We start from the raw sequence: 18,802 nt of genomic DNA, 5'->3' as shown, positions 1-18,802 counted from the left end.
AAGGACGTGAACTCCATGCGCAAGACCGCCAGATACACCTCCCTGGCCGCCGCCGGCCTGCTTGCCCTCACCTCGCTCACCGCCTGTGCCAACGACGCCGCCAGTACGGCCTCAGCCGGCTCCGGCAGCAACGGTGACGGCAAGGGAACCAAGGTCAAGATCATGGTCGGTGGCCTCGACAAGGTCATCTACCTGCCCGCGATGCTGACCCAGCGGCTCGGCTACTTCGACGCCGAGGGACTCGACGTGGAACTGCTGAGCGAGCCCGCCGGCGTCCAGGCCGAGACCGCGCTCGTCTCCGGCCAGGTCCAGGGGGCCGTCGGCTTCTACGACCACACTCTCGACCTGCAGGTGAAGGGCAAGGACGTGGAGTCGGTCGTGCAGTTCTCGCACGCGCCCGGCGAGGTGGAGATCGTCTCCAACAAGGCGTCCGCCGACATCACTTCGCCCAAGGACTTCAAGGGCAGGAAGCTCGGCGTCACGGGCCTCGGCTCCTCGACCGACTTCCTCACCAAGTACCTCGCCGTCAAGAACGGCGTGAAGGTCAGCGACTTCACCCCGGTCGCCGTCGGTGCGGGACCGACGTTCATCTCGGCGCTCCAGCAGGGCTCGATCGACGGCGGCATGACGACCGACCCGACCGTCGCGACGATCCTGGACAAGAAGGCCGGCAAGGTCCTCCTGGACATGCGCACGCCCCAGGGCTCGGACGAGGCACTCGGCGGGCCGTATCCGTCGTCAAGCCTGTACATGCAGACAGACTGGGTCAACGGTCACAAGGAGACCGTCCAGAAGTTGGCCAATGCATTCGTCAAGACGCTCAAGTGGATGTCCACCCACAGCGCCACCCAGATCGCCGACAAGATGCCCGCCGACTACTCGCAGGGCAACAAGCTGCTGTACGCGGTGGCCATCAAGAACACACTGCCGATGTTCACCGACGACGGCGTGATGCCCAAGGACGGTCCCGAGACCGTCGAGAAGGTCCTCAAGGCGTTCAACCCCAACATCCAGAACGCCGACGTCGATCTCGACAAGACGTACACGACGGAGTTCGTCGACAAGGCCGCGCAGAACGCCGGCTGAGCCTCCTCACGCGCGGGTCGCCCACACGTAACGGTGTTCCGGGCGGCCCGCGTCGCCGTACTTGAGGGTGAGTCTGGCCCGCCCCGTGCGCTCCAGGAGCTTCAGATAGCGCTGGGCGGTCTGTCGGCTCACCCCTGTCCGGTCGGCGATCTCCTGCGCCGACAAAGGCCCTTCGGCGTTCATCAGCGACCTGCGGACGAGCTCCACCGTGGTCGGGGAGTGCCCCTTGGGCAGATCGGGCTCAGCCGGCGAGGAGAGGGCACCGAAGATGCGGTCGACCTCCGCCTGTTCCGCCTCGCCGCCGCCGTCCAGGGTGCGCCGCAGCTCGGCGTACGCCTCCAGCCTGGCCCTGAGCCCTGCGAAGGCGAACGGCTTGACCAGGTACTGCAGCGCGCCATGACGCATCGCCGCCTGGACGGTCGTCACGTCCCGGGCCGCCGTCACCATGATCACGTCGGTCTGGTGGCCGCGCCGGCGCATCTCCTGGACGACCGCCAGGCCCGTCTCGTCGGGCAGGTAGTGGTCCATGAGGACCAGGTCGACGTGGGGGAGGCTCTCCAGCTGACGCAGCGCGTCCGCGGCGTTGTGCGCCTCGCCGGCCACGTAGAAGCCGGGGACCTTCTCGACGTAGGCGGCGTTGACGCGCGCCACGCGGGTGTCGTCGTCCACGATCAGGACCTCGATCATCGCGACTCCTCCTCGACGGCGGTCTGCCGGGTGGGCGGCGCGGTGAGCGCCGGCTGCGGCTCGGCCAGTGCGTCCGGCAGTACGACGGTGAACTCCGCTCCGCCGCCGCCGGCTTCGCCGACGGCCGCGCTGCCCCCCTGACGTTCGGCGAGCTTGCGCACGAGGGAGAGCCCGAGGCCGCGCTCTCGATGCGCGGGCGGCTCCTTGGTCGACCAACCCTCCGTGAAGACCAGTTCCCGCTGCTCCACCGGAATGCCGGGCCCGGTGTCCCGCACCCTGAGGACGGCGGTACGGCCCTCCGCGCGCAGCTCGACCTCCACGCGCGCGTGCGGTGCTCCGGCGACGGCGTCCAGGGCGTTGTCCACGAGGTTGCCGACGATCGTGACCAGTCCGCTCGGATCGACCAGCCGGTCCGGCAGCCGGGTCCCGTCGGAGACCCACAGGGCGACCCCGCGCTCGGCGGCGACGGTCGCCTTGCCCACCAGCAGCGCTGCGAGCAGCGGGTCCTCGATCTTCTCGGTGACCTGCTCCGCCGTGGCCCGGTGGTCGCCGACGACCTCTCCGACGAACTCCACGGCGTCGTCGTACATCTCCAGCTCCAGAAACCCCAGGAGCGTGTGCATCCGGTTGGCGTGCTCGTGGTCCTGGGCGCGCAGGGCGTCGATGAGGCCGTGGGTCGAGTCGAGCTCCCGGCCGAGCTGCTCCAGCTCGGTGCGGTCGCGCAGGGTGGCGACCGCGCCGCCGTCGTCGGTGGGCATGCGGTTGGCGACCAGCACCCGCTGGCCGCGCACGGTGACCAGATCGGTGCCCGCCACGCGTCCCGCCAGGACATCGGCCGTACGACCGTCACCGAGCGCCTCGTCGGGGGAGCGCCCCACGGCCTCGTCGCCGATGCCCAGCAGACGCCTGGCCTCGTCGTTGAGCAGGCGGATGCGTCCGGCGCGGTCCAGGGCGACGACGCCTTCCCGGATGCCGTGCAGCATGGCCTCACGCTCCGCGAGGAGCGCGGAGATGTCGGAGAACGCCAGGTCGCGGGTCTGTCGCTGGACTCTGCGGGAGATGAGCCAGGCCGCCAGCGCACCCACGGCGAGAGCCCCGCCGGCGTAGGCGAACAGTCCCGGGATCGCGTGGATCAGCCGCGCGCGCACGCTGTCGTAGGCGATGCCCACGGAGACGGCCCCGACGATGTGGTGCCCGCTGTCGTAGAGCGGCACCTTGCCGCGGGCGGTACGGCCCAGGGTGCCGCTGTCGATCTGCATGATCTCCTTGCCGGCCAGGGCCTGGCCCGGGTCGGTCGAGACGATCCTGCCCACCTCGCTGCGGGTGGGGTGCGACCAGCGGACACCTCGCCAGTCCATGACCACGACGTACTCGGCCCCGGTCGCCCTCCGGACCCGCTCGGCCTCCCGCTGGACGGGACCGTCGGGCAGCGGGGGTGTGTCCTTGACCTGCTCGGGGATCTGCGACTCCGCGGCGATGGTCTGGGCGATGGCCAGCGCCCGGCGCATCGCCTGGTCGTCCAGCTGATTGCTCAACGGCGCGAGGAACAGACCGGTCGCGAGCACCGCTACTCCCGCGGCGATCGCCAACTGCATGAGGAGAACCTGCGAGAACACCCGGCGGGGCAGGCCGAGGCGCAGGCGACGGGCAGGGGGAGTGCGGCTCATACCCCTGACGGTACGGGGAGGCACCGGATCCACCGAAGGGGGTGTGGCATGGATCTCTTGATCAATACGTTGACGGGTCAGCAGGCCCGGTCAGCACGCCAACGCTGTCGATGTCCTCAACTCACGCACCGCCACCACGTCCATCCGCGCGGGTGAGCCGAGCACCGACGCCCCGCAGCTCTCCGGACGGGGCGGCAGGGAGGCGCTCTGGGCCACGAGGACGCGCCAATGGCGGCCGTCGGCGTGTGCGACGGTCACCTCCCAGCGCGGGGCCGCGCCGTCCGTGCGTACGACGGTCAGGGCCTCGGCCGCGTATTCACGCACCGCCGTGCGGACGGCCAGCTCGGCCGCCTGGCCGGGACGCTCCCAGGCGGAGTTGCCGCGACACCCCTCGACCACGATCCGGCCCTCCTGGACGCTCTGGAGGACTTCCCTGACGGCATGGGCCTCGGCACGGCCGTAGGCGTAGCCGTACGGCAGGACGAGCAGCGTCGGGGAGAAGCGGTGACCACCCAGATGGGTGACCTCCCAGACGCCGTCGACGCCCGAGGCGGCCAGGTCCGCGGCGAGCGGACGGCCGAGGAGTGCGCAGCAGCGGTCCCGCTTGCCGTTGGTGCAGACGAGTGCGAGCGGATCGCCGGTGTGGGGGCGGCCCCCGAGCGTCGCGTCGAAGCTGCCGTGGTCACCCCTGCCGAGTGCGGCGAGGTCCAGGCCGAGCAGGTCCCACGGATCGCGGGTCGTCGCACCGCGCAGCCACACGTTGCCGGGCACGGTGTGGGCGGCGTACACCTGCCGGGTGGTGGCTGCTCCGCTGTCGGCGTGCCGTCCAGGGCGGCGGATGAGTGCGATGCGCACGCCCGTGCCCTTCGCCGCTGCCTCGAGGGCGCGGCCCAGCGCGGGGTCCAGGTGGCTCGACGTGAGCGCCTTGGCGCCCCAGGGACCCGACTGCTCCAGCAGCAGCCAGGTCCGCGCGGTGGCCGCGGTTCCGGAAACGGGCTCGTCGAGGTCGTGCGAGACCGTTGAGCAGGTACTCACAGAGGTGAGCCTAACCTGACTTGACGCGCGGCGACTTCCGGCCGGGCCTGTGTCAGGGCTCCGGCAGCGGCTGGGGTGGCTTCGGGCCCACATAGGTGCCGCTCGGGCGCATCCGCAGCGGGCGTTCCCCGTACTCCTCCAGCGCATGGGCGATCCAGCCCGCCGTACGGGCGACGGCGAAGACCGTCTCGCCGGCCGAGGCCGGCATCCCGGAGGAGGCGGTGAGCACGGCCAGGGCCAGGTCGACGTTGGCGTGCAGGGGGGCGTGGCGGGCGGTGGTGGCCACGATGTCGCGGGCCGCGAGGAGGGCGGGTTCGGCGCGCGGGATCCCCTCCAGGAGGGTGAACAGGGCACGCGCGCGTGGGTCCTCGCCCGGATAGAGCCGGTGACCGAGGCCCGGGATGCGCCGGCCGGCCCGCAGCTCCTCCGAGATCACGGGGGCCGCGTCGCCGCGGTCGAGCACGTCGAGCAGCAGCTTGTGGGCGAGCCCGCTGGCCGCGCCGTGCAAGGGGCCCTCCAGGACGCCGAGTCCGGCGGACACGGCCGCGTACGCGTGCGCGCGGGCCGATGCGGCGACGCGTACCGCGAGGGTCGAGGCGGCGAGGTCGTGGTCGACGAGAAGGCCCAGCGCGGTGTCCAGGGCGTCCAGGGACGCCTCGTCGGGCTTGCGTCCGCTGAGCCGCGTCCACAGCCGGGAGGCCAGCCGGCCGTCGTCACGGCGGCGGTCGTGGAGCACGGGTGGCAGCGCGGCGACGAGGGTGGGGATGAGGGTCCGGGCGCTCCCGAGCACGGCCTCCTCGGACAGGTCGAAACGCAGTGGGTCGGCCGCCGCGGCGGCGATCGCGGCGACGCGCAACCGGTCGGTGGGGCCGGTGTGTTCGGGCAGCGAGTCCACCGCGCGGCGGGCCGTGTCGACCGTGGCGTCGGGCGCGGTGAAGGTGACGCCGGGCTGCATGCGTCCCGTCCAGAGCCACTCCGCGATCTCTTCGTAGGAGTGGCGCGCGGCGAGTTCGGTCGCGTCGACGCCCCGGAAGTAGTAGCGGTCCCGGTCGATGAACGTGATGCGGGTCCGTACGGAGAGTTCACCGCCGGAGCCCGGACTCCCGCCGCCCTCCCGGCGGTTGCGCCGGGCGAGGGCCTCCACCTCCTTGGCGTCGAAGGTGCTGCCCCGGCCGCCGGGAACGCGTCGGCTGCTGAGCTGGCCGCGGCTCACGTAGGCGTAGACGGTCTCGGGCTTCACGCCCAGCAGTTCGGCGGCCTCCTTGGTGCTGAGCCGGTGGTCGGCGGGGCCGGGGAGGGGGGCTTGATCGCGCATAAGAGGTCACCGTATCCGCAACCGGGTAGGTTGATTAGACTGTATTGATTCAATCAATATTGACAGAGAATGAGTCAACCACGGACAGTTGAATCAAGTCCAGGGAGGAATCATGTCGGTCAACAGGTCCGCAACCACGCTCGTCGACGTACCGCGAGGACTCGCCGGAGTCGTCGTCACCGACACCGAGGTCGGGGACGTCCGGGGGCGCGAGGGGTTCTATCACTACCGCCAGTACTCGGCCGTCGAGCTCGCGCAGACCCGCTGCTTCGAGGACGTCTGGCATCTCCTGGTCCACGGCGAACTGCCGGACGCAGGACAGGCCGTGGCGTTCCGCGCCGAGACCGCCGCGCTGCGGCGACTGCCGGACGAGGTGCGGGCGGCGCTGCCCGCGATCGCGGCGGCGAGCGGAGGGTCGGGCCCCCTCGCCGGTATGCGCACGGCCTTGTCGCTGCTCGGCGCGGCGAAGGGGTTCCGGCCTGTGTACGACATCGGCCCGGACGAGCGACGGCGGGACACGCTGGCTGCGGCCGCGGCGGTGCCGACGCTGCTCACCGCGCTGCACCGGCTGGGGAAGGGGCTCGAGCCCGTGGAGCCACGTGAGGATCTCTCGTACGCGGCGAACTACCTCTACATGTTGACGGGCGCGGAGCCGGAGCCGCAGCGGGTCCGGGCGGTCGAGCAGTACTTGATCTCAACCATTGATCACGGCTTCAATGCATCAACCTTTACGGCACGGGTCATCGCGTCGACGGGGGCGGACGTGGTGGCGTGTCTGGTGGGGGCCGTCGGAGCCTTGTCCGGGCCGCTGCACGGGGGAGCGCCGAGCCGGGCCCTGGACACTCTGGACGCGATCGGCACGCCCGACCGTATCGACCACTGGATCCGTGAGCGCGTACTCGCCGGCGAACGGATCATGGGCTTCGGTCACGCGATCTACCGCACGGAGGACCCGCGTTCCCGGATGCTCCGGGAGGTCGCCCAACGGTTCGGCGGGCCCCGAGTGGACTTCGCCGTCGAGGTGGAACGCCATGTCGAGGCGATCCTCGCCGAACTGAAGCCGGGGCGGGAACTGCACACCAACGTGGAGTTCTACGCGGGCGTGGTCATGGAACTGTGCGGGCTGCCCCGCGAGATGTTCACGCCTACGTTCGCGGCGGCGCGGGTGGTGGGGTGGAGCGCCAACGTCCTGGAGCAGGCGGCGGACTCGAAGATCATTCGGCCGGTGGCGCGGTACGTGGGGGTGGAGGCGCCGGTGGCGGTGCCGGTGATGGCCTGACCTGGAGCTCTCAGGACGGATCCGGGGGCGTCACTCGCCGTATGTCGGCAAGTGCCTCCTCGAAGAGCTGGTAGGCCTGGCCGTCCGGGCTTTGTGGAGACATCCGCCGCTTCTGTTCGCGAGTGGTCTCCCAGTAGTGCCGGAAGACGTCGCTACTGAGCATCGTCTTCGCGGCCGCCCGGACGTCTGCGTCCGAGTAGGTGTTCCAACTGCGTGCCAGAACCAGGTGGGCGTAGACCAGATTCGAGTAGAGGTGCTGGCGGAGGGTCGCCTGCGGGCTTTCGCGATAGGTGGTCCATACGCTCGCGAGAGTGGGGTCGGCCATGGCCATCTGGGTGAGTTGGATGTGCAGCGCGCGCATGTCTGCTTCAGCACTGCGGCGCAACTCGGCGCGTGAGGCGGCAAGTTCCTCGCGTTGGAGCGTGAGTTCCTCGCGCTGTGACCGCAACTCGCGTTGCTGGAAAAACAGAGCGATCACCAGCATCAGAAGGGCGAGTCCTGAGAACACGGCACTCGCCCCGCCGAAGTAGTCACCGAGAGAGCTGAGCTCAGTCGCCGCTCTGCGGTCCCCGGCTACTTGCTGAACCCCGTCGATGAGCCATCTGCTGACGACTATGGATGCCAGACCCGTAGCGGCTACGCAGGTCACCGCAGCGGCGGCCCACGCTCCGATCGAAAGCAACGAACGACGGATACCGTGGCGCGCCACTGATCTCCTCCTCGTCGGCACGCTCAAGCCTTGCCCAGGCGCCGGTGGAAGAAACAGCTCCGGTTGGTCCTGGTGCCGCCCCCGGGGACGCCGACGCGCGGGTCTGTCCCCGGGTTCGGCTCGTCCTATTCGTCCAGTGCCTTCTTCGCTTCCCTGATGACCGAGCTGGGCACCACCACATAGGTGTGATGCGGTTCGGGGTCAGGCAGGCTGTGCTTCTTGCGGTTCTCCTCGGACAGCGCCGTGCCCATCACGGCGACGTCGTTGTTGTCGAGCAGAAATGCGGCAGGACAGCAGTCACCGTCGAGGCAGGGTCCGAGCCGCCTCAGTATCCGGTGCCTCCTGTGCGCAAGCCTGCGGGCCTCTGCGCGTCCAAGACGGACGGTCATGCGGATCTCCGATCGACTGGCAATGAGGCGGAACGAAAAGGGAGTGGAAGCGCGGGGGTGTGCGCTTCGCCGCATGGTGTGAGAGGGGTGGTTCTCGCCCGGGTGCCCTCCTGCGACCGAGTGGTGTCTCGGTGGGGGCGACGCCGGATTGCCGAGACGAGGTGATGTCACGGACCGGGCATGAGAGGTGACACAGGACTGCGAAGGGGAGATCAGGCGTCGGGAATGTCGGCCTTGGCCCTCAGGAGGGTCTCCCGGCTGATGACGACGATCCGCTCGTAGTCCGCCCGCGCGGCGTCGCGGGGGAGCTCGCCGTCGAGTTCCTCAGTGGCTTCCCGCCCGATGACGGCGAAGTCGCCGTCCTCGAGTTCGAAAATGTCCGGGCAGGTCTGGCCGGTTTGGCTTCCTCGCTCCCGTGGAGCAGCACCGATGCGGCGCACGATTTTCAAATGGATCCCGGTCCTTGGAACGTGTGAGTGGCTACGGCGGGGACACATTAGCGGCTCGAAGATGCGCACAACTCACATGTACTCCGGACGGACGCAACTTTATGCACGCAGTAACTTGCCCTACTCGGTGGGAGGTTCACCCACCACCCACCATTCCTCGGTGTCCGAGTCGTCCAAGTCCCGGATGAGGCCGTCCACCACGCGACCCAGGCGTGCCTCCAGCGAGGTGCCCAAGCTCGCCCGGTGATGGCGCGTGGCCTCCCAGTACTCGCGGAAAACCTGGTTCTGGCACATCACCCGAAGGTGTCCGAAGAGTTCCCGCAGACTGATCGCACCGATCCGGTGCGCGTGCAGGGCGTTGATGTACAGGGCATTGGCGAACAGGAACTGCCTCTGCTTCTCGCCCGGCACGTCGGATTCATAGGTGTCCAGTACTGCGGTCAGCGACGGATCGTCCATGGCTTTGCACAGCAGGTCGAAGTGCAGTCGGTGCCGCTCGCTCTGCGCACGTTGCTGCCGTCGCCGTACGCCCAGCAGGTAGGCGGCGACCGAGATCCCGGTCGCGGAGCCGAGCCTGCGTACCGCGCTTTTCTGTGTGGCCATGTCAACCCCCGGTTCAAACGGCCGTCCGCCGGTCGTCGGGGTGCGGGTCGACTGAAGGGGACCGGCGAGCGGTGGGCGGCGCTTGCCGTCTCCCAGGGTGCCGAGCGGCTCTGATCGGCGGGGGAGGCGGAGAGGAGGCGCACGGAGGGAAGCGAGGGTCGCACGAACCGGCGCCTTGCCCAACGTCTGCCCCGCCGGTGCTGCTAACAATCGTTCACTTCGCGGTGATTATTCCGGCTCGTATCCTGGTCCGGCATTCAAAGCTCGTACGTGCGCCGGGACCGCGATCCGGTGCACGCAGCAGCGCGAAAGAGGTCGTACGTTGAGTCAGCCGAGCGTGAGCCCCCGGCAGATCCCGGTCGTCGTGCTCGCCGGATTCCTGGGGTCCGGCAAGACCACGCTCCTCAATCACCTCCTGCACCGCAGCGGCGGCAGCCGTATCGGAGCCGTCGTCAACGACTTCGGTGCCATCGAGATCGACGCCATGGCCGTCGCCGGCGCGCTCGGCGACTCCACCGTCTCCCTCGGGAACGGCTGCCTGTGCTGTGCGGTCGATGTCGGCGAACTCGACCAGTACCTTTCCCGGCTCGCCCACCCCGACACCGGAATCGACGTCATCGTCATCGAGGCCAGCGGTCTCGCCGAGCCGCAGGAACTCGTCCGCATGGTGCTCGCCAGCGAGGAGACGCACATCGTCTACGGCGGTCTCGTCGAGGTCGTCGACGCCGCCGAGTTCGACGACACCCGCGCCCGGCACCCCGAGCTCGACCGGCATCTCGCACTCGCCGACCTCGTCGTGGTCAACAAGCTCGACCGGGCGGCCCCCCAGGACGCCGAGCGGGTTCTGGCGGTTGTCCGGTCCCTCGTCGACCGCGCCGCCGTCGTCCCGGCCACCTACGGCCGCATCGACCCCGAGTTCCTCTTCGACTGCCGGCCCAGCGAGGAGCGCATCGGACAGCTCTCCTTCGACGACCTGCACGACCACGACGACGACCATGACAGTGACCAGGACGACCACGACCACGCGGGGCATCTGCACTCCGCCTACGACAGCCTGTCCTTCACCTCGGACACGCCCCTCGACCCACGCCGGCTCATGGGCTTCCTCGACAGCCGTCCCGAAGGCCTCTACCGGATCAAGGGATACGTCGACTTCGGACCGTACGACGTCCGCAACCGTTACGCCGTCCATGCCGTGGGGCGGTTTCTGCGGTTCTACCCGGAGGCCTGGCCGCCCGGCGACCCCCGCCTCACCCAGCTCGTCCTCATCGGCTCCGGCATCGACGTGCCCGCCCTCGGCAAGGATCTGGAGGCGTGCAGGGCACACACGACAGACGCCCCGCACGCCGACGAGGCCGGCATGTGGGGCGTCCTGCGTTACGTACAGGGCACCGAAGAGGACCCCGAGGAACCGGCCTAGACCGGCCCCGCCACCACCGACACCGTCTTCGCCAGCGACACGCCCGAGCCGTCACGGCGCGGGTCCATCTCCGGGAGATCGGCCGGCGTGCCGTTCTTCTGCGCGGCGCGGGCCGGGACGGCGCCCGCCCAGGCCAGGGACAGGCAGTCCTCGCCCTTCAGGAACCGCTGGCAGCGGACACCGCCGGTGGCGCGGCCCTTGCGCGGGTACTGGTCGAACGGCGTGAGCTTGGCCGTCGTCTGGACCGAGTCGTCGAGCGTGCCGCGCGAGCCCGCGACCGTGAAGACGACCGCGTCCACCGCCGGGTCCACCGCGGTGAAGGCGATGACCTTGGCGCCCTCGGTGAGCTTGATGCCCGTCATACCGCCCGCCGGACGGCCCTGCGGACGGACCTGCGAGGCCTGGTAGCGCAGGAGCTGGGCGTCGTCGGTGATGAAGACCAGGTCCTCGTCGCCGGTGCGCAGTTCCACCGCGCCGACGATCCGGTCACCCTCCTTGAGCGTGATGACCTCCAACTCGTCCTTGTTGGACGGGTAGTCGGGGACCACGCGCTTGACGACGCCCTGTTCGGTGCCGAGCGCCAGGCCGGGCGAGGACTCGTCCAGCGTGGTGAGGCAGATCAGCGTCTCGCCGTCCTCCAGGGAGAGGAACTCCGACAGCGGTGCCCCGCCCGCGAGGTTCGCGGCCGACTCCGGGAGCTGCGGCAGGTCGATGACGTTCAGGCGGAGAAGACGTCCGGACGACGTCACCGCGCCGATCTCCCCCCGCGCGGTGGCCGGCACAGCCGAGATGATCACGTCGTGCTTGGCACGCTTCCCGCCGGCCTCCTCCGGGAACGGCTCGCCGTTCGCCGTACGGGCAAGCAGCCCCGTCGAGGACAGCAGCACCCGGCACGGGTCGTCCGCCACCTGGAGCGGTACGGCGGCCACGGGGGCCGTGGCGCCGGCCTCCAGCAGGACCGTGCGCCGCTCGGTGCCGTACTTCTTGGCGACCGCGGCCAGCTCGGCGGAGACCAGCTTGCGCAGTTCGGTGTCCGACTCCAGGATCCGGGTCAGCTCAGCGATCTCCGAGTTCAGCCGGTCCTTCTCCGACTCCAGCTCGATGCGGTCGAACCTGGTCAGGCGCCGCAGGGGCGTGTCCAGGATGTACTGCGTCTGGATCTCGCTCAGCGAGAAGCGCTCGATCAGCCGCTCCTTCGCCTGCGCGGAGTTGTCGCTGGAGCGGATGATGCGGATGACCTCGTCGATGTCGACCAGGGCGGTGAGCAGGCCCTCGACCAGGTGCAGCCGGTCGCGCCGCTTGGTGCGGCGGAACTCGCTGCGGCGGCGCACCACTTCGAAGCGGTGGTCGAGATAGACCTCGAGGAGTTCCTTGAGGCCCAGGGTGAGGGGCTGTCCGTCCACCAGCGCGACGTTGTTGACGCCGAAGGACTCCTCCATCGGCGTCAACTTGTAGAGCTGCTCCAGGACCGCCTCCGGCACGAAGCCGTTCTTGATCTCGATGACCAGACGCAGTCCGTGCGCGCGGTCGGTGAGGTCCTTGACGTCGGCGATGCCCTGCAGCTTCTTCGAGCCGACCAGGTCCTTGATCTTGGCGATCACCTTCTCCGGGCCGACCGTGAAGGGCAGCTCGGTGACCACCAGGCCCTTGCGGCGGGCCGTGACCGTCTCCACCGACACCGTCGCGCGGATCTTGAAGGTGCCGCGGCCCGTCTCGTAGGCGTCCCGGATGCCGGAGAGGCCGACGATCCGGCCGCCGGTGGGCAGGTCGGGACCCGGGATGTGCTTCATCAGGGCGTCCAGATCCGCGTTCGGGTAGCGGATCAGGTGGCGGGCGGCCGCGATGACCTCGGTGAGGTTGTGCGGCGCCATGTTGGTGGCCATGCCGACCGCGATGCCGGAGGCGCCGTTCACCAGGAGGTTGGGGAAGGCGGCGGGCAGCGCGCCCGGCTCCTGCTCCTGGCCGTCGTAGTTGGGTGCGAAGTCGACCGTGTCCTCGTCGATGGACTCCGTCATCAGGCTCGCGGCCTCGGCGGCGCGGCACTCGGTGTACCGCATGGCGGCCGGCGGGTCGTCGTTGCCCAGCGAGCCGAAGTTTCCGTGGCCGTCGATCAGCGGCACGCTCATCGAGAAGGGCTGGGCCATGCGCACGAGGGCGTCGTAGATCGACGCGTCGCCGTGCGGGTGCAACTTGCCCATGACCTCGCCGACCACGCGGGCGCACTTCACATAGCCGCGGTCGGGGCGCAGGCCCATCTCGTTCATCTGGTAGACGATGCGCCGGTGCACCGGCTTGAGGCCGTCGCGGGCGTCGGGGAGCGCGCGGGAGTAGATGACCGAGTACGCGTACTCGAGGTACGAGCCCTTCATCTCGTCCACGACGTCGATGTCGAGGATCCGCTCCTCGTACGAGTCGTCGGGCGGCGGGGTCTTCGTGCTGCGGCGGGCCATCGCTGCCGGCTCCTCTTTTCTGGTCGCTCGCCTACGGGTCGCTCACGTCGGCCCTTTGGCTCACTCTTGCTGAAGCGTGAACGGGTCTGCGCGGACCATTGTGGACCGCGGCACTGACAGTCCGGGCCAGGGCCCGGCCGGGCCGCCCGGCCCGGCAACGGCACAGCGCCTCCGTCACGGTTGCCCGCAGGCTACGCGATCCGCTGTGGGCGTACGCGCTCCGGGAACTTCGCCGAGGGTCCGCACGCTTGCATACAGTGGCAGGACCGGCAGGAAAACCGCGGTTTCCACGACCGCGAACGCGATCGAAGGGACGTACATGCCCATGGGTCACACGGCCACAGACCAGGCAGGCACCGGGGGCCTGACAGCGACCGAGCACCGCCTGGCCAACGGGCTGCGGGTGGTGCTCTCCGAGGACCACCTGACCCCGGTCGCGGCGGTGTGCCTCTGGTACGACGTCGGCTCGCGCCACGAGGTCAAGGGGCGTACCGGCCTTGCTCACCTTTTCGAGCACTTGATGTTCCAGGGCTCCGGACAGGTCAAGGGCAACGGGCACTTCGAGCTCGTCCAGGGCGCGGGCGGCTCGCTCAACGGCACCACCAGCTTCGAGCGCACCAACTACTTCGAGACCATGCCGACCCATCAGCTGGAGCTCGCCCTCTGGCTGGAGGCCGACCGCATGGGCTCCCTGCTGGCCGCCCTCGACGACGAGTCGATGGAGAACCAGCGCGACGTCGTCAAGAACGAGCGCAGGCAGCGCTACGACAACGTCCCCTACGGCACCGCGTTCGAGAAGCTGACCGCGCTCGCGTACCCGGAGGGTCACCCCTACCACCACACCCCGATCGGTTCGATGGCCGATCTGGACGCGGCCACGCTGGAGGACGCGCGCGCGTTCTTCCGCACCTACTACGCGCCCAACAACGCCGTCCTGTCGGTCGTCGGCGACATCGACCCGGAGCAGACGCTCGCCTGGGTCGAGAAGTACTTCGGCTCCATCCCCTCGCACGACGGCAAGCCCGCGCCCCGTGACGGCTCCCTGCCCGAGGTCATCGGCGAGCAGCTGCGCGAGGTCGTCGAGGAGGAGGTCCCCGCGCGCGCGTTGATGGCGGCCTACCGGCTCCCGCACGACGGCACCCGCGAGGCGGACGCGGCCGACCTCGCCCTCACCGTCCTCGGCGGCGGCGAGTCCTCCCGCCTCTACAACCGGCTCGTACGGCGCGACCGTACGGCCGTCGCGGCCGGCTTCGGCCTGCTGCGCCTGGCCGGTGCGCCCTCCCTGGGCTGGCTCGACGTGAAGACCTCCGGTGACGTCGAGGTGCCGGTCATCGAGGCCGCCATCGACGAGGAGCTCGCGCGGTTCGCCGCCGAGGGTCCCACGGCCGAGGAAATGGAGCGCGCCCAGGCCCAGTTGGAGCGCGAGTGGCTGGACCGGCTCGGCACCGTCGCGGGCCGCGCCGACGAACTGTGCCGTTACGCCGTCCTGTTCGGCGACCCCCAGCTCGCCCTGACCGCCGTGCAGCGCGTCCTGGAGGTGAGCGCCGAGGAGGTGCAGGAGGTCGCCAAGGCCAAGCTGCGCCCCGACAACCGCGCGGTGCTCGTCTACGAGCCCACCGCCCCGGCCGAGATCGCCCAGAGCGCCGAGGACGCAGAGGGCGCCGACGACCCGGACTCCGCGGCCACCGTGGAAGCGACCGACGAGAACGAGGAGGCGGCCAAGTGACCGAGCTCGCCGCGATGGAATTCCACCCGCAGCCGCAGGCGGGCGAGCCCAAGGTCTGGGCCTTCCCCGCCCCCGAGCGCGGGAAGCTCGACAACGGCCTCACACTGCTGCGCTGCCACCGGCCCGGCCAGCAGGTCGTCGCCGTCGAGGTGCTCCTGGACGCGCCCCTGGACGCCGAGCCGGTCGGCCTGGACGGTGTCGCCACGATCATGGCGCGCGCGTTCTCCGAGGGCACCGACAAGCACTCCGCCGAGGAGTTCGCCGCCGAGCTGGAGCGCTGCGGCGCCACCCTCGACGCGCACGCCGACCACCCGGGCGTGCGCCTCAGCCTCGAAGTACCGGCCTCCCGCCTCGCCAAGGCCCTCGGTCTGCTGGCCGACGCGCTCAGGGCGCCCGCGTTCGCGGACAGCGAGGTCGAGCGGCTCGTCCGCAACCGCCTGGACGAGATCCCGCACGAGCTGGCCAACCCGTCCCGTCGCGCCGCCAAGGAGCTCTCCAGGGAGCTGTTCCCGGCGGACTCGCGCATGTCGCGCCCGCGCCAGGGCACCGAGGAGACCGTCGAGAACATCGACTCCGCGGCCGTACGCGCCTTCTACGAGAAGCACGTGCGCCCCGCCACCGCGACCGCCGTGGTCGTCGGCGACCTCACCGACATCGACCTGGACGCGCTGCTCGCCGACACCCTCGGCTCCTGGACGGGGTCCACGGCCCGGCCGCGCCCCGTACCGCCGGTGACCGCCGACGACACCGGCCGGGTCGTCATCGTGGACCGCCCTGGCGCCGTCCAGACGCAGCTGCTGATCGGCCGTATCGGCGCCGACCGGCACGCACGCGTGTGGCCCGCGCAGGTGCTCGGCACGTACTGCCTCGGCGGCACTCTCACCTCCCGCCTGGACCGCGTGCTGCGCGAGGAGAAGGGCTACACCTACGGCGTACGGTCGTTCGGCCAGGTCCTCAGGTCCGCCCCGGACGGCTCGGGCGCCGCGATGCTCGCCATCAGCGGCTCGGTCGACACCCCGAACACCGGTCCCGCCCTGGACGACCTGTGGAAGGTGCTGCGCACGCTCGCCGAGGGCGGTCTGACCGACGCCGAGCGCGATGTCGCCGTACAGAACCTCGTCGGTGTGGCACCGCTCAAGTACGAGACGGCCGCGGCCGTCGCGAGCACGCTGGCCGACCAGGTCGAGCAGCACCTGCCCGACGACTACCAGGCGACCCTGTACCAGCAGCTCGCCGCGACCGGCACCGTCGAGGCCACCGCGGCCGTCGTGAACGCCTTCCCGGTGGACCGGCTGGTGACGATCCTGGTCGGCGACGCGGCCGCCATCAAGGAGCCCGTCGAGGCGCTCGGCATCGGCGAAGTCAAGGTCGTGACGGCCGAGTAGCGGGACCCCGGCCCCAGGGGCCCTGGTGACGCAAGCGTCACCAGGGCCCCTGGATGTCCGAATTGGGCAGGAGGTTGCCTGTCTGCCCTGTGGGATGCGCTACAAATCCCGTGATCGGTTTGGGGATTGAAAGTGGCCCCGCTTAGCGTCCTCTGGGCTGTCCGTCAGGCACTGCGCCGCGTCCGCGGCACCGGACAGCCATCGCCGAGTCCCCGCATGGCGCGAGCCAGGGGAGCCGGGGACCCAACCATGCGTCCCTGGGGTGAATCGGACGCCCGCGCACCGCGAGGGGGTCCGTAGGAGACCTTCCTGCTCCGAACCCGTCAGCTAACCCGGTAGGCGAGAAGGAAGGAAAGGACCGGCCACCACATGGCGTTCACCTGCGCCACCGGGAAGCACCGTCGTCCCAGCCGTATGAAGCGCACCACCGCCCGCGCGGCGGGCGTCGCGGCCCTCGCCACCACCGGCGTCATCGGCACCATCGCAGCCCCGGCGTTCGCCGCCGACAACTCCGTCGAGCAGACCGGTCTCATGCCCGTCGTCAGCGTCGGAGAGTCCCTCGCCGACCAGCTCGACGCCCAGGCCGAGGCGCAGGCGCAAGCCGCCGCGCAGAAGAAGGCGGCGGCGGAGGCCAAGCGCAAGGCCGAGGCGCGCGCCAAGGAGATACGCGAGGCCAAGGAGCGCGCCGCCCGCGAGGCCGAGCGCAAGCGCCTCAACCGCTTCGTCGCCCCGATCTCCGGCTCCTACGTGTCCACCGGCTACAAGAGCGGTGGCTCCCTGTGGTCCTCCGGCAGCCACACCGGTGTCGACTTCCACGCCGCGAGCGGCACCTCGGTCCACGCGGTCGGCCGCGGCACGGTCGTGGAGACCGGCTGGGGCGGGTCGTACGGCAACCAGATCGTGATCAGGATGGCCGACGGCACGTACACCCAGTACGGCCACCTGTCGTCCATCGGCGTCTCGGCCGGCCAGTCGGTCACCCCCGGCCAGCAGATCGGCCTCTCCGGCGCGACCGGCAACGTCACCGGCCCGCACCTGCACTTCGAGGCGCGCACCACCCCCGAGTACGGCTCGGACATCGACCCCGTCGCCTACCTGCGCTCGCACGGCGTGAACGTCTGACGACCCACCGCGCGATCTCCGCGAGGCCCCGGCTCCCCGAGCCGGGGTTTTCGTCGTTTCCGGGGCCCCGTTGTCCAAAAAATATCCCCGGATTCCGGTCCGCCGTCGGAAATTCCCGCTCATTGCAATAGAGTCACTGAACACACGTCAATCGGCGACGTTTCACGGGGATTAAGACGGAGGTCGGACATGCGTATTCCGGCGCACTCGGTATGCACGGCGATCCGGGACGACATCGTCGCCGGTGTCCACGAGCGCGGGAGCCGGCTCACCGAGGAACTGCTCGCCCGCCGCTACGGCGTCTCCCGGGTCCCGGTCCGCGAGGCCCTGCGCACACTGGAGGCCGAGGGCTTCGTGGTGACGCGGCGGCACGCGGGCGCGTGTGTGGCCGAACCGACCGAGCAGGAGGGCGCCGACCTCCTGGAGATGCGCATGCTTCTCGAACCGCTCGGCGCCTCCCGGGCCGCCCAGCGGCGCACCGAGGCCCATCTGAAGGTGCTGCGCGGCCTGGTCAGGCTGGGTCAGGAGCGGGCCAGGCGCGGCAACAGCGACGATCTGCGCTCGCTGGGGGGCTGGTTCCACGAGACGCTCGCGCAGGCCTCCGGCAGCCCCGCGCTGACCTCGATGCTGACCCAGCTGCGCCACAAGATCGCCTGGATGTACCTCGTGGACGCGCCCGCCAACCCGGTGGAGTCCTGGGCGGAGCACGGCGCGATCGTGGACGCGGTGGCACGCGGGGACGGCGAGCGCGCGCGGGCGATCACGGCGCTGCACACCGAGCGCTCGAGCGCGGTGCACCGGCTGCGGTTCACCTCCGGGCAGGACCGCGCGGACCGTGTGAGGACCTCGCAACATCCTGTAAACGTGACAGGTCTGCGGCATTAACACGGGCACCGTATACAAAGGGGTGGGAATTCGAGGGGGAGTATTTCCGCTGCCCGTAAAAGGGAAATGCGAAGGGCCCGCCCGGTAATTCGGGCGAGCCCCTCGGTGCTTTTAAGGCACCGTCCCTCAGACGGTCTCGGGAAGCTCCTCGAGCCCCTCGGCGACCAGCTTCGCGAGCCGGTCGAGGGCCGCGTCCGCGCCCTCGGCGTCGGAGGCGAGGACGATCTCCTCGCCGCCCTGGGCGCCCAGGCCGAGAACGGCCAGCATGGAGGCCGCGTTGACGGGGTTGCCGTCGGCCTTGGCGATCGTCACCGGGATACCTGCGGCCGTGGCGGCCCGGACGAAGATGGAAGCGGGGCGGGCGTGAAGGCCCTCGGCCCAGCCGACGTTGACGCGGCGCTCAGCCATGTGATGCTGCCCTTCGGTGTTCAGGGTTGTCTAGACCAGTTTCCCACACGTGAAGCGCCCCCGGACAGGACCTGAGGTTCCTGCCGGGGGAGTGGTCGGACCGCGGCCTCGGCCCGACTTCCGTCCTTGCGCGTCCTCGCGTGTTCTCCACAGACTGCCTCGCGCCGTTGTCGTACGCGAGCCGTAC

At 70.2% G+C, this 18,802-nt stretch carries 17 protein-coding genes and 1 riboswitch; of the genes, 7 read left to right on the top strand and 10 right to left on the bottom strand.

The window, feature by feature from the left end:
- The first annotated feature begins 15 nt into the window (after positions 1-15).
- Positions 16-1,086 carry an ABC transporter substrate-binding protein gene (locus ACGFWE_RS33560; RefSeq protein ID WP_393603811.1) on the top strand — a complete coding sequence of 357 codons (1,071 nt, stop codon included), beginning with the start codon at positions 16-18 and terminating at the stop codon, positions 1,084-1,086.
- A gap of 6 nt (positions 1,087-1,092) precedes the next feature.
- Here ACGFWE_RS33560 and ACGFWE_RS33555 read toward each other — a convergent pair whose 3' ends face one another.
- The 4 genes from ACGFWE_RS33555 to ACGFWE_RS33540 all read right to left on the bottom strand — a co-directional run bounded on the left by ACGFWE_RS33555 (position 1,093) and on the right by ACGFWE_RS33540 (position 5,790).
- The gene (locus tag ACGFWE_RS33555) at positions 1,093-1,773 is read right to left on the bottom strand and encodes a response regulator (RefSeq protein WP_393603809.1); all 681 of its coding nucleotides are present in this window, start codon (positions 1,771-1,773) and stop codon (positions 1,093-1,095) included.
- Positions 1,770-3,440 (bottom strand): sensor histidine kinase, encoded by a 1,671-nt coding sequence (locus ACGFWE_RS33550; protein WP_352382302.1) that lies wholly within the window; start codon positions 3,438-3,440, stop codon positions 1,770-1,772. Before ACGFWE_RS33550 ends, ACGFWE_RS33555 begins: the two co-directional genes overlap by 4 nt.
- Before the next feature lie 90 nt (positions 3,441-3,530).
- Entirely contained in the window at positions 3,531-4,475 is a 945-nt protein-coding gene (locus ACGFWE_RS33545) for a sucrase ferredoxin (RefSeq protein ID WP_352382300.1), read from the bottom strand.
- 52 nt (positions 4,476-4,527) lie between these two features.
- The gene (locus tag ACGFWE_RS33540) at positions 4,528-5,790 is read right to left on the bottom strand and encodes a citrate synthase (protein WP_393603807.1); all 1,263 of its coding nucleotides are present in this window, start codon (positions 5,788-5,790) and stop codon (positions 4,528-4,530) included.
- Positions 5,791-5,902: 112 nt separating this feature from the next.
- On the opposite strand from ACGFWE_RS33540, the gene ACGFWE_RS33535 reads away from it, so the two are divergent.
- A complete protein-coding gene (locus ACGFWE_RS33535; protein WP_393603805.1) occupies positions 5,903-7,069 on the top strand; it encodes a citrate synthase/methylcitrate synthase in 1,167 nt (388 codons plus the stop codon).
- Positions 7,070-7,079: 10 nt separating this feature from the next.
- On the opposite strand, the gene ACGFWE_RS33530 is transcribed toward ACGFWE_RS33535, so the two are convergent.
- From ACGFWE_RS33530 to ACGFWE_RS33515, 4 genes are all read right to left on the bottom strand, one after another.
- The gene (locus ACGFWE_RS33530; RefSeq protein WP_352382574.1) at positions 7,080-7,718 is read right to left on the bottom strand and encodes a DUF6082 family protein; all 639 of its coding nucleotides are present in this window, start codon (positions 7,716-7,718) and stop codon (positions 7,080-7,082) included.
- A gap of 185 nt (positions 7,719-7,903) precedes the next feature.
- Entirely contained in the window at positions 7,904-8,167 is a 264-nt protein-coding gene (locus ACGFWE_RS33525; RefSeq protein ID WP_393603803.1) for a hypothetical protein, read from the bottom strand.
- Positions 8,168-8,379: 212 nt separating this feature from the next.
- Positions 8,380-8,616, bottom strand: a complete 237-nt coding sequence (locus ACGFWE_RS33520; protein WP_352382294.1) for a hypothetical protein — start codon at positions 8,614-8,616, stop codon at positions 8,380-8,382.
- Positions 8,617-8,736: 120 nt separating this feature from the next.
- Complete coding sequence (locus tag ACGFWE_RS33515; protein WP_352382292.1) at positions 8,737-9,219, bottom strand: DUF6082 family protein; 483 nt, start codon at positions 9,217-9,219, stop codon at positions 8,737-8,739.
- Between the two features lie 322 nt (positions 9,220-9,541).
- Between ACGFWE_RS33515 and ACGFWE_RS33510 the strand changes: the two genes are divergently transcribed.
- A complete protein-coding gene (locus ACGFWE_RS33510; RefSeq protein ID WP_393603800.1) occupies positions 9,542-10,639 on the top strand; it encodes a CobW family GTP-binding protein in 1,098 nt (365 codons plus the stop codon).
- Here ACGFWE_RS33510 and ACGFWE_RS33505 read toward each other — a convergent pair.
- Positions 10,636-13,089, bottom strand: coding sequence for a DNA topoisomerase IV subunit A (locus ACGFWE_RS33505; protein WP_352382288.1), 2,454 nt, complete (start codon positions 13,087-13,089; stop codon positions 10,636-10,638). The genes ACGFWE_RS33510 and ACGFWE_RS33505 overlap by 4 nt on opposite strands.
- A 325-nt stretch (positions 13,090-13,414) precedes the next feature.
- Here ACGFWE_RS33505 and ACGFWE_RS33500 point away from each other — a divergent pair, with 325 nt between their 5' ends.
- From ACGFWE_RS33500 to ACGFWE_RS33485, 4 genes are all read left to right on the top strand, one after another.
- Positions 13,415-14,815 (top strand): pitrilysin family protein, encoded by a 1,401-nt coding sequence (locus ACGFWE_RS33500; protein WP_352382572.1) that lies wholly within the window; start codon positions 13,415-13,417, stop codon positions 14,813-14,815.
- Complete coding sequence (locus tag ACGFWE_RS33495) at positions 14,812-16,200, top strand: M16 family metallopeptidase (protein WP_393603798.1); 1,389 nt, start codon at positions 14,812-14,814, stop codon at positions 16,198-16,200. The genes ACGFWE_RS33500 and ACGFWE_RS33495 overlap by 4 nt, the downstream gene beginning before the upstream one ends.
- Positions 16,201-16,392: 192 nt before the next feature.
- A riboswitch (cyclic di-AMP (ydaO/yuaA leader) is annotated at positions 16,393-16,556 on the top strand.
- 13 nt (positions 16,557-16,569) lie between these two features.
- Positions 16,570-17,322, top strand: coding sequence for a M23 family metallopeptidase (locus ACGFWE_RS33490; protein WP_352382284.1), 753 nt, complete (start codon positions 16,570-16,572; stop codon positions 17,320-17,322).
- A 189-nt stretch (positions 17,323-17,511) separates the two neighbouring features.
- Entirely contained in the window at positions 17,512-18,207 is a 696-nt protein-coding gene (locus ACGFWE_RS33485) for a GntR family transcriptional regulator (protein WP_352382282.1), read from the top strand.
- A gap of 126 nt (positions 18,208-18,333) precedes the next feature.
- On the opposite strand, the gene ACGFWE_RS33480 is transcribed toward ACGFWE_RS33485, so the two are convergent.
- Positions 18,334-18,615: an HPr family phosphocarrier protein gene (locus tag ACGFWE_RS33480; RefSeq protein ID WP_007385204.1), complete on the bottom strand. Its 282-nt coding sequence runs from the start codon at positions 18,613-18,615 to the stop codon at positions 18,334-18,336.
- Positions 18,616-18,802: the final 187 nt, after the last annotated feature.

This window comes from Streptomyces sp. NPDC048523, from assembly GCF_043199815.1.
Taxonomy (GTDB): Bacteria; Actinomycetota; Actinomycetes; order Streptomycetales; family Streptomycetaceae; genus Streptomyces.
Note: the sequence above shows the minus strand (reverse complement) of the source record. Positions and strands in the feature narration are given on the sequence as shown.

Coding starts and splice junctions, on each gene's coding strand:
- ACGFWE_RS33560 (WP_393603811.1), top strand. CDS start 16: ATGCGCAAGACCGCCAGATACACCTCCCTGGCCGCCGCCGGCCTGCTT.
- ACGFWE_RS33555 (WP_393603809.1), bottom strand. CDS start 1,773: ATGATCGAGGTCCTGATCGTGGACGACGACACCCGCGTGGCGCGCGTC.
- ACGFWE_RS33550 (WP_352382302.1), bottom strand. CDS start 3,440: ATGAGCCGCACTCCCCCTGCCCGTCGCCTGCGCCTCGGCCTGCCCCGC.
- ACGFWE_RS33540 (WP_393603807.1), bottom strand. CDS start 5,790: ATGCGCGATCAAGCCCCCCTCCCCGGCCCCGCCGACCACCGGCTCAGC.
- ACGFWE_RS33535 (WP_393603805.1), top strand. CDS start 5,903: ATGTCGGTCAACAGGTCCGCAACCACGCTCGTCGACGTACCGCGAGGA.
- ACGFWE_RS33525 (WP_393603803.1), bottom strand. CDS start 8,167: ATGACCGTCCGTCTTGGACGCGCAGAGGCCCGCAGGCTTGCGCACAGG.
- ACGFWE_RS33515 (WP_352382292.1), bottom strand. CDS start 9,219: ATGGCCACACAGAAAAGCGCGGTACGCAGGCTCGGCTCCGCGACCGGG.
- ACGFWE_RS33505 (WP_352382288.1), bottom strand. CDS start 13,089: ATGGCCCGCCGCAGCACGAAGACCCCGCCGCCCGACGACTCGTACGAG.
- ACGFWE_RS33500 (WP_352382572.1), top strand. CDS start 13,415: ATGGGTCACACGGCCACAGACCAGGCAGGCACCGGGGGCCTGACAGCG.
- ACGFWE_RS33490 (WP_352382284.1), top strand. CDS start 16,570: ATGGCGTTCACCTGCGCCACCGGGAAGCACCGTCGTCCCAGCCGTATG.
- ACGFWE_RS33485 (WP_352382282.1), top strand. CDS start 17,512: ATGCGTATTCCGGCGCACTCGGTATGCACGGCGATCCGGGACGACATC.
- ACGFWE_RS33480 (WP_007385204.1), bottom strand. CDS start 18,615: ATGGCTGAGCGCCGCGTCAACGTCGGCTGGGCCGAGGGCCTTCACGCC.